Origin of the sequence: Ereboglobus sp. PH5-5, from assembly GCF_029504805.1 — a bacterium.
Classification (GTDB): domain Bacteria; phylum Verrucomicrobiota; class Verrucomicrobiia; order Opitutales; family Opitutaceae; genus Ereboglobus.
Genome location: NZ_JAQFIT010000005.1, coordinates 42071 through 57177, shown reverse-complemented (window position 1 = coordinate 57177; position 15107 = coordinate 42071). Strand labels below are relative to the sequence as shown.

Annotated in this window: 6 protein-coding genes; 3 read left to right on the top strand and 3 right to left on the bottom strand. The window is 62.1% G+C overall.

Annotation, left to right across the window (positions count from 1 at the left end):
• Positions 1-60: 60 nt before the first annotated feature.
• A complete protein-coding gene (locus M2103_RS04350) occupies positions 61-759 on the bottom strand; it encodes a L,D-transpeptidase family protein (RefSeq protein ID WP_277508978.1) in 699 nt (232 codons plus the stop codon).
• Positions 760-871: 112 nt separating this feature from the next.
• On the opposite strand from M2103_RS04350, the gene M2103_RS04345 reads away from it, so the two are divergent.
• The gene (locus tag M2103_RS04345) at positions 872-1675 is read left to right on the top strand and encodes an Hsp33 family molecular chaperone HslO (RefSeq protein ID WP_277508977.1); all 804 of its coding nucleotides are present in this window, start codon (positions 872-874) and stop codon (positions 1673-1675) included.
• 135 nt (positions 1676-1810) lie between these two features.
• A complete protein-coding gene (locus tag M2103_RS04340) occupies positions 1811-2845 on the top strand; it encodes a hypothetical protein (RefSeq protein WP_277508976.1) in 1035 nt (344 codons plus the stop codon).
• A gap of 114 nt (positions 2846-2959) precedes the next feature.
• Here M2103_RS04340 and argC read toward each other — a convergent pair whose 3' ends face one another.
• The gene (gene argC / locus M2103_RS04335; RefSeq protein ID WP_277508975.1) at positions 2960-3994 is read right to left on the bottom strand and encodes an N-acetyl-gamma-glutamyl-phosphate reductase; all 1035 of its coding nucleotides are present in this window, start codon (positions 3992-3994) and stop codon (positions 2960-2962) included.
• Positions 3995-4242: 248 nt separating this feature from the next.
• Here argC and M2103_RS04330 point away from each other — a divergent pair, with 248 nt between their 5' ends.
• The gene (locus tag M2103_RS04330; RefSeq protein WP_277508973.1) at positions 4243-12138 is read left to right on the top strand and encodes an autotransporter outer membrane beta-barrel domain-containing protein; all 7896 of its coding nucleotides are present in this window, start codon (positions 4243-4245) and stop codon (positions 12136-12138) included.
• 197 nt (positions 12139-12335) lie between these two features.
• Here the strand turns inward: M2103_RS04330 and M2103_RS04325 are convergent, their stop codons facing one another.
• Complete coding sequence (locus tag M2103_RS04325) at positions 12336-15104, bottom strand: sugar-binding domain-containing protein (protein WP_277508972.1); 2769 nt, start codon at positions 15102-15104, stop codon at positions 12336-12338.
• Positions 15105-15107: the final 3 nt, after the last annotated feature.

Here is a 15107-nt window from a genome sequence, read left to right as displayed (position 1 = left end):
CGCCGGCGCATGAGCCAACCGTTGCGCAAGAGCGGCTCGCGCAGGGTGTGATTGTGCTCCTCATTTATAATCCTCGAGCACGAGCTTCAGGTTTTTGTAGATCGTGGCGGTCCACCCGGGGGCGGTGAAGGGCGGGAGAAAGTTTTCCTGCGAGCGCAGGTCGCAGGGGCAAAGGAGGACGCGGATGTTTTTAACGCCGGTTTGCGCGGCCATCACGAAGAGTTCCTCCGCGGCCTCGTCACCCATCGCGATGCAGCCGATGGACACCGCCTTGCCGTGGATCATGATGTCGCCGCCGAGGTTGGCACGGCGCTCCTCCCTGGCGCGGGCGCGGTCGAAGGCGTTCGGATAATTGATTCGCAACGAGAGATGGTAGCGGCTGTTGGGATTGAGCGATTCGATGGCGTAGATGCCCTCGGGAACCTGCCGGTCGCCCTCGCGGAGCTTGGGGCCTGCGGTGCCGCTGGCGGCCTTGATTTCGTAGGTTTTGACGAGGCGCATGGGCGCGTCCTTGGAGGTGTTGTTGCCCGCCCAAAGTTCGAGGCGCTTGACGTCCTTGAGCACGATGAATGTAAGGCGCGCGGCGGGGTATGTGAGGCCGGCTGCCTTGAAGCGCGGTTCCATGCGCGCGCGAACCGCGGCGCCGTATTGGTTGACCCGCTCCTGCACGGTGGCGGCGTTCGCCGCGAATGCGAAGGTTGCGAAAAGTATGAAGCTGATGAGAAAAATCCGATGTGTTCGAGTGATGCGAGTGCCCATGTTTTTGAGCCGCGAATGAACGCGAACAGGCGCGAATATTTCAAACCAATTAGCCTCAATGGCCGCATATTGCGGCTTTTCAAAAACGGGGAATTCGCCTTGCCTGTTCGCCATGCCTGAAAACACACCGCCCAACTTGAAGGACGCCGGCCACGAAGTTCGCACGTATTTTGTCCGCAATCGCAACGCGCTCGTCGCGCGCGGCATGTTCAGCGAGCTGTATGTCGATTACTTTTTGCATGCCGGCGAACAGAAACTGCGCGTCGAGCCCGCGCACGCGGAATTGTTCAAGCGCGCGCTGGCGGGTTTTGCGCTCCACCTGGCGTCGCGCCCGTGGAACGAGATGACCGCGTGGACGATTCATTTTCAGCAGCCGCTTTTGAACCTGTTTCTCACCGGCGACAACGAGACCGGCGCGATCACCGGGCGCGTGTTCGACGAGGACGTGAAGGAAATGCAGGGCAACTTGTTTTACGCCGACACGGTGCGGCCCGGCGAGCCGAAGCGCCGCAGCGCGGTCGAGTTCGAGGGCGGCGATCCGCTCGCGGGCGTTGAAAAGTTTTACGCGCAAAGCGAGCAGCGCCCCGCGCGTTTTTTTCAGCTGGCCGAGGAGGATTACGTGATGGTCGCGGAGCATCCCGATTGTGACAAGGCATGGTTCGACGCGCTCACGACCGACGCCATGCGCGGGATCGACAAAAGCGAAACGCTCGCACTGCTCGAAAAACGAATCTACCGCTGGCACTGCGGATGCAACCAGAGCCGAATGATGGAGGTGCTCCTGCCCGCGATGAAACGCGACCCCGGCGGGCTTTTCGGCGACGAGCCGAAAATCGAGATGCGCTGCCCGCGTTGCGGCGCGCGCCATATCATCACGCGCGAGGCGATGGAGGCGTTTGCGCCGGGCAAAAAGTAAACCGCTTGTGAAACTCGCGCGCTTGCGGCGACGGCTGTTTCTTCCGAACGAAATTCAATCCTTAAAACATTGAAACAAGGCAGCGCGTTTGTTTCATGAAATCGCCCGCCGCCCGTCCCCAAAAACAATTTTACCATGAAAACCACACTCCGAATCCCCATCCTCGCGCTCGCCTGCCTCATCGTCTCGACGGCCTGGGCGCAAACCGCCGACGAGTCCTTTAACAAATTTAAGGGCATGCGCAAAAGCCCCAAGCGGGACGTCGCCTTTAGCCAGCAACTGTGCGACGCCGGCGTGGGGTTCCTCGCCGATCACGGAGGCGATGCAAAACGGGCGAGGGAAGTCGTCAACGACATGCTCAGTTTCGGCACGAGCGTTCTCGCCAAAAATGACGCGCTGCGATCCGACTGGTATGCAAAAGTCAACTTTGCGATCATAGACAAGCAACCCGCCGCCAACGACAAGAACAAGGCCGCCTTTGCCGCGCTTCGCGCCGCGATCGCCGAGGGCGAAACCCTCGACGCGCCATCCGGAAGCGCGATCAATGACTGGCGCAGGCATATCGACGACCTTGCGCAAACCCCGGGCAGCGACATTTACATGCTGGATCGCGAGCGGGGCTTCTACCTGGTCTTGAACCGCATGAAGGCACGGCTGCCCTCGATGCAAAAGGTCATCGACACGCAGCTTGAGGGATGCTCAAAAAGCAAGATCAGGGACCTCTCCAACTGGGCGAAGCGGGAGCTCCGGCTCGGCGAAATGCGCAAGACGCCGTTCACGCTCGCCTTCACCACGATCAATGGAAAGGCGTTCGACTCCGCCAAGCTCAAGAGCGACACACTGCTGTATGTCTTCACCTGGAGCACGACATCCCGAAACGCCGCCGGCGAAATGGACCGGATGCTCGACCAGTATTACAATTACAGCCGCAGGCAGATTGAGTTTGTGGCTGTGTGCCTCGATCCGGAAAGCAAGAGCGCCGAAGTGAAGGCATTCATCAAAAAAACGAAGTGCAAGATGCCCGTTCATTTCGACGGCAAGGGAAACAAGGGCGAACTCTATCAACGCCTGGTTGCCGGCGGCCAGTGGAGCGGGCACATTTTCGACGGCAAGGGGAATGTTCGCGCCACGGACATCAGACCGTGGGATTTGAAGAAATTCATCAAGTGACGCTTTTGGCGAGGCAGAGCCTGGGGCAGGGCGAACCGTCCCGGTGAGCAGGGATGGCAAGGCGGCTCACCGGGACGGTTCGCCCTGCCTTTTACCCCGGCCAAATTTTTTGCCTCACACCAATCCGGCGGTTTCGTCGAAACCGCACCAGATGTTCATAATCTGCACAGCCTGGCCGCTCGCGCCTTTCACAAGATTGTCAACGGCGGAGGTGATCACAAAATTGCCCGTGCGCTCGTCGAGCACGGCGGACATGTCCACGCGATTCGTGCCCGTCACATGCGCGGTGTCGGGAGTCTCGCCCGTCGGGAGAATTTGCACGAAAGGGCGCCCGGCGTAAACGGACTTCCACGCGGCGTAGAGCGCGTCGATTGTCGCCCCCGGCGCGGCGGGCACGGTGATTGTTGTCGCGATGCCGCGGCGCATGGGGGCGAGATGCGGGTTGAATTGGATCGCGATGGGGCTGCCGCCGGCGCCGAGCGAAAGTTGCTCCTCGATTTCGGCAAGATGGCGGTGTTTAACCAGACCGTAGGCCTTGATGCTTTCGGCGCGCTCGACGTAGAGATATATTTCCTGCGCCTTTTTGCCCGCGCCGCTCACGCCGCTGTGGGAGTTGGCGACGATATGCTTGTGCGAAATGATGCCGCCCGCGCGCACAAGCGGCAGGAGCGGGGTGAGGATGCTCGTCGGATAACAACCGGGCGCGGCGATTAACTTGGCCTCGGTCTTCCACGAGGGCGGCGCGAGCTCGGGAAGCACAAAACGCGCGCCGGGCAGCAACTCGGGCGCGTGGTGTTTTCCGTAGTATTTTTCGTAGGTTGCGAGATCGGCGATGCGGAAATCGGCGCTCAGGTCGATCACGCGCTTGCCCGCCGGAACGAGCGCCTTGGCAAACTCAGCCGCGGCACCGTGGGGAAGGGCGAGGAAAAACAAATCGATGTCACTCGCGGCGAGCGCGGCGGCGTCCGAGTCGACAAACGCGAGCCCGCGATCCTGTCCGCGCAAAAACGGCACGACTTGCGAGAGCGGCTTGCCCGCCTGCGAACGCGAGGTGACGGCCGCGAGTGTGACGCGCGGATGCGCGAGAAGCAGCTTCAGCAACTGCTCGCCCGAATAACCCGATGCTCCGATGACTCCGACTTTTAACATAGCCCGCGAGGCTCAAAGAAAATCCTCCGCAGTGCGAGCGGTTTTTTAGCGTGCCCGCAAATGCGGTTCGGCGCCTTGCGTGTTCAAATTTCCCAGGTGTTTTGTTGGCGCAAATCTTCATTAGAGGATTGCAAAAATTGCCCGTAACTAAAAACGTGTAAAAAAACAAAAAACGTCCCATTCATCCATAAACCAGCAGGGCGCCATTTCCATCGCCCCATGTTAACCCTCAATCCTTTTTCCCCCTCATGCACACCACAAACCGTCTCACACGCCATCTGATTCGCGCCCGCTCGCGCGGCATCCTTGCGCTCATTCTGCTCGCAGCATTCATGAGCCACGCACCCCTGCCCGCCGAGTCGACACGCATCGAGGGCCTCAGCACCAGCTACACCTTCGCCAATTCCGGCACTTACACCCTCACCGGCACCGTCAGCGGCGGCACCGGCATGCAGGGCACGATGACCGGCGTGAACCTCACCATCGATGCCGGCGCGCTGGCATCGGGGTCATCCAATGGGATATACCTTTCGGCTGGAGGCGGTATCATTGACAACCACGGCATAATCATAGGCAGCAGCGATGGCATCAACTCCGGCACCGCATCGACCTTGGTCACCAACAACGGACTCATCCATGGCATCGGTGATGATGCCATAGACCTCTACGGAGGCGGCACGGTCGCAAACTCCGGCACCATAAAAGGGAACTGGGGTGTTCATGTGGGCAACGCCGTTTCCGCGCTGGTCACGAACGAGGCGAACGCGGTTATCAGCGGCACGGGCGATGCGGTGCTTCTACGTGCCGGAGGCACAGTTGCGAATAAAGGCTCGATTATCAGTGGAACCGGCCGTGGCGTATTTTCCAACAGCACGGCGCTCATCACCAACCAAGCCAGCGGCACGATTCAAGGATATGGCAATGGGGTGCGTCTGGTGAATGGCGGCACGGTGAGTAACTATGGTGAAATCACGAGCGACTCTAATTACGGCGTGTATATAGGCGCGGGCGAGGGCCTCGTGGAAAACAATGCCGGCGCCACAATCAACGGAGGCATCTACGCCGGCGGCACCACCAAGGTGGTGAACAACGGCACCGTTTCAGGCAGCCTGGGCATCTGGCTGGGCACCAATTCCACCCTTACGGGAACCGGCTCCATGGACGTCACCGGCACGGCGCTGATCCTGCTGGACGGCGCGACCCACACCAATCCAAACGAGATCAAGGGCGGCATGGTCGGCGTGTCCTTTGCGGGCACCGGTTCGCTGGGCAACAACGGCACGATCGAGGGCACAAACGACATCGGCGTGGAGGCGAAAAGCGCGCCGGTGACGATCACCAACACCACCGACGCCTTGATCATGGGTGGCAATTATGGCGTAAACCTCGACATGGGCGGCACAGTGACGAACGACGGCAATATCGAAGGCTACGCCGCGTCCGGCGTTTATTCCACCAACGCCGCCACGCTCATCACCAATGAGACGAACGGCATCATTTACGGTGGCATCGACGGCGTGACGCTCACTGCGGGCGGCTCGGTGGTCAACAACGGCTGGATACAGGGCGACAACGGTCACGGCGTGCGTGTGGAGGGCGGCGTGGCGCGGATCGAAAACAACGCCGGCGCCACAATAGAGAATGGCATTTATGCGGACGCAAGCGCCACCATAAACGTGCGCAACGACGGACGCATCGAAGGCGGCGGCGTTTATCTCGGCGTGAATTCCACGCTCACCGGCACTGGTGAGGTCTATGTCAGCAGCGGCACCGCGTTGATTCTTGCGAACACCAAAACTCACACCAACGAAGGCACTCTCACCGGTGGCATACTGGGCGTGCATATGCAGGGCACGGGCTCGCTGGGCAACGACGGCGCGATCTTCGGATATGGCGAGGCCAGCGTGCGCGTGTCCGGGGCGGCGACGATCACGAACAACTCCGCCGGACTCATCCAAGGCGGCCCCAGCGCCGTATTGTTCGAGGCAGGCGGCACGCTTGCCAATTCCGGCACGATTGAAAGCAGCTCGAGGGTGGGCGTCACGGCGACCGGCGCGGCGGTGTTTGTTGAAAACAACACCGATGCGCTCATCAACGCAAATTACGTGGGTGTTGAGTTTCTGGCGGGCGGCACGCTCGTCAATTCCGGTTCGATCACCGGCAACTACGGCGGTGTTTCCGGCAGCAATGTTTCCATCCGCATAAGCAACGAGACGGGCGGCTTTATCCGCGGCCATACCCGCGGTGTGAGCATCGAGCTGGGCACCGTGGCCAACTCCGGCACAATCCTCGGCGGCACGGGAGTCGATGCAATGACCGGCGCCATCCTCGTCAGCAACAGCAACACCGGCCTGATTCGAGGCGCCGATACCGGTGTGAACCTCGCCGGCGGCGGCACGGTCACCAACGCTGGCGCAATCAGTGGCACTTCCGCCACCAGCCAAGGCATCTATTCCAACAATAATGCCACGCTCATTTCCAACACCACCAACGCCCTCATCCAGGGGCTCGGACACGGCGTGAATCTGAACCAGGGCGGCACGGTTACCAACTCCGGCACGATCACCGGCACCGCCTACAACGGCATCGGCGTCAATTCCGCCGCCAACGCCACGCTCGTCACCAACGACACCGGCGGTCTCATTCAGGGCGGCGCAAGAGGAGTTTCCCTCGCCGCCGGCGGCACGGTGCGCAACTCCGGCACGATCATTGGCGCCACCGCCAACTCCACCGGCGTCTATTCAGCATCCAACGCCACGCTCGTCACCAACACCACCGGCGCCCTCATTCAGGGCGACCTCTACGGCGTTTCCCTCGTCGCCGGCGGCACCGTGAGCAACGCCGGCACGATCACCGGCACCGACGCCTCCTCAGGCCAAGGCGTCAATTCCGAAGTCTACGCAGCCTTCGTCACCAACACCACCGGCGCCCTCATTCAGGGCGGCTACAGAGGAGTTTCCCTCCTCGCCGGTGGCACGGTGAGCAACTCCGGCACGATCATCAGCACGGCCGCCAACTCCACCAGCGTCCTTTCCGACGCCAACGCCACGCTCGTCACCAACGACACCGGCGCCCTCATTCAGGGCGGAGCAAGAGGAGTTTCCCTCCTCGCCGGCGGCACGGTGAGCAACTCCGGCACGATCACCGGCACCTCCGCCAACGGCATCGGCGTCAATTCCGCTGGCAACGCGGCCTTCGTCACCAACGCCACCGGCGCCCTCATTCAGGGCGGCACCTACGGCGTGCGGCTGGTTGCCGGCGGCACGATCACCAATCACGGCGCCATCGTCAGCGACACGACCCGCGCCGGCAGCATCGGCGTGTATTCCAACGGTCGTGTTGACATCACCAACAGCGGCCTCATCGAGGGCTACTCGCAAGGCGTCTCGCTCGACACGGGCGCGGCGGGCGGCACGATCCTCAACACCGGCACCATCCGCGCCATGATGGGCAGCGAAGCCATCGTCTCGGCGACGACCACCCTCGTCACCAACACCGCGGGCGGACTCATCGAGGGCAACGACATCGCCGTGTGGCTGCAAGGCGGCGGCACCGTCGCCAACCACGCCCTCATCACCGGCGGCACCACCGGCATCCGGCTCGACGTCGGCGGCACGATCACCAACACCGGAACAATCAGCGGCGCCTCCGCCGGCAGCCACGGCATCTATTCCGGCGGCACCGTCACACTCACCAACGAAAACGGCGGCCTGATTTCGGGCGGAGCCGCCGGGGTGCGCATGACTGATGGCGCCATAACGAACTCCGGCACGATCAGCGGCACCTCCGCGGTCAGCCACGGCGTCAGGCTGGGCAATTGGAACGCGCTTGTCACCAACACCACCGGCGGCCTCATCCAGGGCGAGTCCATCGGCGTTTATTTTGAATCGAGCGGCACGCTGGCGAACCACGGCACGATCCTCGGTGTGTCGGGCAGCGGCCTGGGCGTTTATTTCAACGGCCCCGCCCTGCTCACAAACACGGGCCTCGTCCAAGGCGGCGGCACCGGCGCTTACCTCGCGGGCAGCGGCACGACGCTCAACACCGGCACCATCCGCGGCCTCGCGGCCGATGGCGCCGGCATCCACGTCTTCGGCACCATCGAAATCACCAGCACCTCCAACGCCTTGATCGAGGGCGGACTCTACGGCGCGTATCTGAACGGCAGCGGCACGGTGACCAACTCCGGCGAAATCACCGGCACCTCCGCCTCCAGCCACGGCATCTACGCCGACAGCGCCGGCCAGGTCGCGATTGTCAACAACGACACCGGCCTCATCCGGGGCGATGACAACGGCATATACCTCGCCAACGGCGGCCGTGTCACCAACTCCGGCACCATCTCCGGCACCGCCGACACTGGCATTTATGCCAATGCCCAGACCGTCATCACCAACACCACCGGCGGCGTGATCAGCGGCGGCACCCACGCGATCAACCTCACCGCCGACGCCGCGAACGAAGTGACTCTCTGGAACAGCGGCACACTCGTCGGCAACCTCAACATCGCCGGCGCGGCCTCGCAACTCACGCTCAACGGCGACGCGGGCGGCACGCAAAATTACTCCGACGCCGTCACCGGCGACACCACCTTCAGCGGCACGCTCATCAAGCAGGGCGCGGGCGCATGGACAATCGACAAGGATCCCGGCGCGGGCATGAAGCAACAAATCACGCTCGTGAAAACCGGCACCCTCAACGTCGCGTGGGACGAATACCAGCTCAGCGGAAGCGCCGCCTCCATCGACGCCGGCGCCACCCTGCAAATCTCCGCCACCGCCGCCGCGACCGTTAGCAACGCCATCTCCGGCGTCGGCCTGCTCGACCTCGCCAACACCGCCCCCATCGCCGGCACCATCGACTACACCATCGACATCGGCACGGCCTTCACCGGCACCGTAGGCATTCGCGGCGACAACGGCGGCGCGCACCTCGTCCTCGACACCAACGCGCTAGACACCCTGCGCAACGCCACCCTGAGCCTCGGCGAGAAAGGCAGCACCACGGTCGATTCCGCCATCACCGGCACCCTCGGCACGCTCGACATGGCCGGCGGCGCGCTCGTCGTCGTGACCAACACCAACACCAGCCCCGTCGCGCCCTCCGTGCTCAACACCAGCACGCTCACCGTCACCAACGGCGCGAGCCAAATCCACGTCGCCGACGGCATCCTCAACGGCCTCGACGCCACCGGCGCCCTCAGCGGACACCTCTTCGACGTTGACGGCGACAACCAAGCCCTCGTCGTCAAGGCGGACGTCCTCGGCGTCGGAGCCACGGACGGTGTCTCCTTCACCGTGAAAGACGCCTACGGCAACGAAATCGCCAACCCGCCCGGCACGGCCTCCACCACGATCGAAAACGCCGGCGGCGTCACGGTTGGCAACATTCACTACGGCTACACCGCGACCGTCGTTGACGCCAGCGGCACCCTCGGCGCTGCCGGCATCGCCCTCGGCTACGGCGTGAGCAAAATCGAAAGCACCACCTCCATCGCCGACGGCCTCGGCGTGGTGATCGACCACACCGGCTCGGTTGACAAAACCCTCAGCGCGCAACTCAGCGGCACGGGCGGCTTCGCCTTCACCGGCGGCGGCACCCTCTCGCTCGGCCACACCGGCAACGACTACACCGGCGCGAGCCTCATCACCGGCACCACGGCCGTGAAAGCCCTCGCCGACAACGTCCTCGGCCAAACCTCCAGCCTCACCATCGAAGCGGAGTCGGTCTTCGATCTCAACAATCAGGAGCAAACCATCGGCGACGTTGACATAGCAGACACCGCCAGCATCAACCTCGGCGCCAGCGGCGTGCTCAATATCCACGGCTCCGGCACGCTGCACGGCGACAACGCGCTGACCGGCGGCGACGCCTCCACGATCACCCTTACTGGCAACTCCGATGTTTACATCCACGGAGCCAATACCGGCTTCACGGGCAACGTATATGCCGGCAGCGACACATCGTGGAGCGATGTCCACCTCACCAACCTCGCCGGCCTCGGCAACTCCGGCACCGTATTTCTCGGCGACTTCGGCCCCACCTGGCTCTACCTCGATGCCAGCGGCACATTCAGCAAGGACCTCGTCAGCAATAGCGGCGTCGTCATCATCAAGGAGGACCGCACCGTGCTCCTCACAGGAAATAACACCGGCCTCACCGAAAACGCAGCCTTCTGGATTGATGAAAGCGGCACCCTGCGCGCGCAAACCCAGTCGGTGCTCGGCTCGGCATATATCGCCGGAGACGGCAATGACGCCACCCTGCGCCTCGAAGGTTACACCGACACACTTCGCAACGAGCTCGCCGGCAACCTCGCCGTGCACGTCGCCGAATCCTCGACCGTCACCATCTCGCGCGACAACTCCGGCCTCGCATCCAACGCACGCGCCGTCATCGACGCCGGCAGCGCGCTCGCCCTCACCGGCTCCTCCGCCATGGGCGACGCCTCGTTGCTCACCAACGACGGCCACCTCGCCATCACGCACGCCGTCGCCGTCGTCGCCACCGCCACGCTCGCCAACAACGCCGACCTCTACATCAGCTACGGCGGCACCGTCTCGAACCCCTTCGTCAGCACTGCGGACGCCACCGCCACGCTCGACGCCGACGGTTACGACATGACCCTCGCCAGCAACATAGGCGCGGGCAACCTCGTGCTCCCCGGCTCCGGCGTCACGACCATCGCCGTCGCGCAAACGCACGCCGGCGCCACGCTCGTCGAAAACGGCACCCTGCGCGCCGGCGTTGCCGACGCGATCCAAAACAGCGGCACCCTGACCCTGCGCAACGCGATGCTCGACCTGAACAATTACTCGCAATCCGTCAAAAACCTGCACGCCGAAAACGGTCGCATCAACTACAGCACCGCCGCCGGTCTTTCGACCAATTACACCACACTGACGATCACCGGCAACCTCACCGGCGACACCACCAGCGTCATGAACGTGGACCTGTTCAACCAAAACAGCGACACACTCTCGATCCAAGGCACGGCCAGCGGCACGCACTTTGTTTACCTCAACTCGACCAACGACACGCCGCTCGACGACCCGCTGCGCACCTACGCGCTCAAAGTCATCGGCTACACCAACGGCGACGCCGTGTTTGAGTCGGATGGCCTCGAATCCGGCATGCACACCTACAAGCTCCACAAAGGCGACGGCGGCCTGATTCTGCCCGACAAAAACGCATACTATCTCTCGGGCGGCGACGCCCTCAGCCGCGCCGCCGACGCGATCCTGCTCACCGCCGGCGTGATGGGCGCCGACTGGCACTACAACCTCGACAACGTCCACAAACGCCTCGGCGAAATCCGCGTGAACCTGCCCGTTGACACCGGCAACGTCTGGGCCCGCGTGAACAACTACCGCCTCAACGCCTCCGCGCAACTCGGCGGCAGCACCTTCGAGCAGGACAGCTACGGCGTCACCGCCGGCGGCGACAAAATCTTCCGCCGCGAAAACGCGGTGCTCATTGCCGGCGCCTACCTCGGCATGAGCCGCAGCGACCGCACCTTCGACGACGCGCGCAACCAATACGGCGACGGCAAGAGCAACATGATCGGCGCCGGCCTCTACGCGCTCTGGCTCTACGACAACGCCTGGTTCGTGGACGCGACCCTGCGCTTCGACCGCTCGACCAACGAACTCAACGCGCGCGGTGTGGACGGCTTTGTCTCGCGAGGCAAATACACCAACCAAACGCAAGGCCTCTCGGTGGAGTTTGGCCGCCGTCTCATGAACGGCCGCTACTGGGTTGAGCCCGGCGCGCAAGTGGCCGTGGCATGGATCAACGGCGCGGACTACACCGTCTCGAACGGCGTGAGCCGCGACCTGCAAGTGCACATCGGCGACTCCGACGCCTGGCAATATCGCGGACAACTGCGCACCGGCGCGGACTACGGACGCTGGCAGCCCTACCTGAAGTTTGCCGCGGTGAAAAGCGACACCGGCGGCGGCAGGGTGACGGTTGAAGGCCGCTCCTACCAACCCTGGTTCGACGGCTGGCGCATGGAAGCCGGCGCGGGTGTCGGCTACCTGATCGACGCGCGCAGCCAGGTGTATTTCGATTACGAATACAACAAGGCGACCCGTTACGAGCGCCCCTGGTCGCTAAACCTCGGCTACCGCCGCGCCTGGTAAGACACAACGCGCGCTTAACACAAACACGAGCACTGGCGTCCGCCCTTCGCTTATAATTCCACATGGCGAAGGGCGCGTCTCAAATGCCACGGACCAACCCCTGCCATCCACGATTTAGTTCTGGTTGTTGAAGGGCAGGGCGGACGCGCCGAGGTTTGTTGAATGTCAAACACGACCGCACTCTTTATATAAATGCGCTAGTTGCTCAAAATCATTCCGCCGAGTTCGTCCGGTTTCATTTCGGGGTTTGGATTAAAGGAGTCGCCGGCCATGTAGCCCAGTATGCTGTTGCGCAACTGGCGCGCGGGCGGGCGGGTTTGCAGGTCGGCGTCCAGGTCGATGGTGCAGAATAGCAGGCGTCCGTTTCCGATGCGCGCCTCGAACACGGCGGCGAGCGAGTGGTTGCGGGCGAAATTGTCAATCACCCGCACAATCGGCGTCACGGAGAGGCCGTCGATTCGCACGCTTTTTGATTTCAACGCCAGATCCCACCATTGCCAGTCGGAGTGCTCCCCGGTCGGGAAGTTTTTCAGCGCCGGATGTTTCGGGTCGCACAACATGCCCATCGTGCCGGGTTGCTCGGGGAAATGCACCGGGCTCCAGAAAACGGGAACGAATTTCCCATCGATGCCCTTGGTTTGCGCGACGGGTGGATTGAAGAGCACTTTCTTGCCAGCGGACAGGGCGGTCAATGCCTCGCCGAGTGTTCTTGTATAGGTGACGTTATCCGGCACGGGTGTTGTTTCCTTCGGATAGACCCACAGGTTCCAATGGTTGCGATATGGCGTGCCGTCGATTGTCACTTCGAGTGTCCAGCGCGCCGCGGGGCCGCTGCCTGGAATCGCAACCGAAATCCGACCGCAATCCACGGTGCCGCCGGATGCGATTTCCTGTTTATCAAATTGTCCCGACGCGATCTGTTTTCCCGCCTGGTCCTTGACGCGCCATTTGATGACGGCCGGGTCTATATCATTTCCATAATTTGCCACTTGTATGGCGGCGTTCACGGTTTCGCCGCGTTCATAAACCGCCTTCGGCAGGCGGGCGAGCGGCACGGTGGCGCTGCAAAACTCGCGAAACTCGGACGATTTTATAAAGCGTTTCCCCTCCCAAAACACGTTCACCATGCCGACAAGCGCGGTGCCCTGGCCCGGGAAATCCTGCAATCCCAACAACTGGAACCCGTCGAACTCGGGCGTGCGCAGGGCGCGCTCAATTTCCTCCTTGTAGAGCAGGGTTGCAAATCTGCCCGTGGCCTCGGTGAATTTGTCCGCCAGTTTCAAGAGTCCCTTTGCCTTCAAGTCGTTTTGCACGGCGATGAAATTTAACGGCACGAGGTTGCCCTTGTATTTTTTGATTTCGGCGAGATCGGGATAAACCGAATATTGTCCGATTTCGTGCGTGATGATCGGCACTTTTATATTTTTTGCGGCATGACTGTAGTCATTGTCAAAGGAGGGCGGTTTTTCATTAAACACACCCTGCCCGCGAACCCAGCCATCATTGGTGTATTGTGTGATGAAGAATTCGTCCTGCGGTTCGGGCGAGCGTCCGTGCCCTTTTTTGAAGGTGAACGAGGTCGTTGTGTAAAGCCGGCGCGAATCCTCCGCGCGCAGTTCCCCGACCAGCTTGTTCAACAAATCCAGGTCGCCTTGCAGTTCATTGCCGAGCGACATGAGCACGAACGAGGGATGGTTTCCATAGGCGGTCAATATGCGCCGCGCCTCCTCGTTTAGATAATTCCAGGACTTCTTGTTTTGACCGACCAGAAGGCTCCAGTGCGGCAACTCGGCTTGCAGATAAAAACCGAGTTCATCGGCCGCTTGAAACGCGGCGTCGGGCGGGCACCACGAATGGAAGCGGAAATGATTCAGCCCCCATTCCTTGGCCGTGGCGATTATGCGTTTCCACTCGGCGACGGATGTTGCCGGATAACCGGTGAGCGGAAACACGGCGCACTCGAGCGTGCCGCGCAAAAAGACGCGCTTGCCGTTGACGTGAAGCTCGCTGCCTTGCGCCGCGATTTCGCGAAATCCAAGAGTCGTCGATGCAAGCGCGCCGGATTTGCCGGGAGCGCGCACTTCCAGTTTATAGAGATGCGGCGCAAGTTCGTCCCATGCGCGCACACTGCCTTCCGGCAGCGTCCACGCGGCTTCCAGCGAGTCGCCCGCTTGGTTTGGCAGAAATGATTTTGTCGCCGCGGCGACTTGTTTTCCCGCGGCGTTGCGCAGCACCAAATCGAATGTCGCGGCATTGCGCGTTTTGCTTTTCGCCGCGGCGGAATCGAACGCGAGCGCGATTTGAACCGAGAAGCCGGGCGTCACGCGCGGGTGCGCCGAGATTGTCCTGATGGCGTCCGGTTCAATCGCGGCCAGGCGCATGAATCCGAGCGCGCCGTTCCACATCACTTGCGTGTGATTTGTATAGGCGTGGGCCAGCGCGGTGTCGTGGCGGGCCTGGTATTTTCGCGTGTGGTGGCGGCTCAAGTCCGGCAGGATTTCCGAATTGTCGATTTGCAAAATCAACTCGTGCCGCCCCGGTTTCAGCGCGGCGGTGAGGTCGTGCCGGTGCGGCGTGCTCAGGCTGTCTTCGCGGCTGATTTCCACTCCGTCAACAAACACCCGCGACTCCCAAAGCACGCGCTCAAGCTCCAGCACGACTTGTTTGCCGCGCCAGTTTTCGGGAATGACAACCTCGCGCCGATACCACGCGGGGCCGATGTGAATGTGCTTTCGCTGGAGTCGCGTGAGCACTTGCAACGTCAGCTCCGGTTTTAATGCGAGCGCCTCGCCGATGCCGGCGTCGTCGAGTGTTCCGGGCAGGCGGATTTCGCGCCATGCCGCGTCGGCGGACGGGGGAGGGCGCAGGCTCACCTGCCACTTGCCGGCCAATGACAATTCATCCTTCGCCCCCGCAAGCGTCTGGATCAATATTAGGGCGAATATAATTACTGTTTTTTTTGACATGGG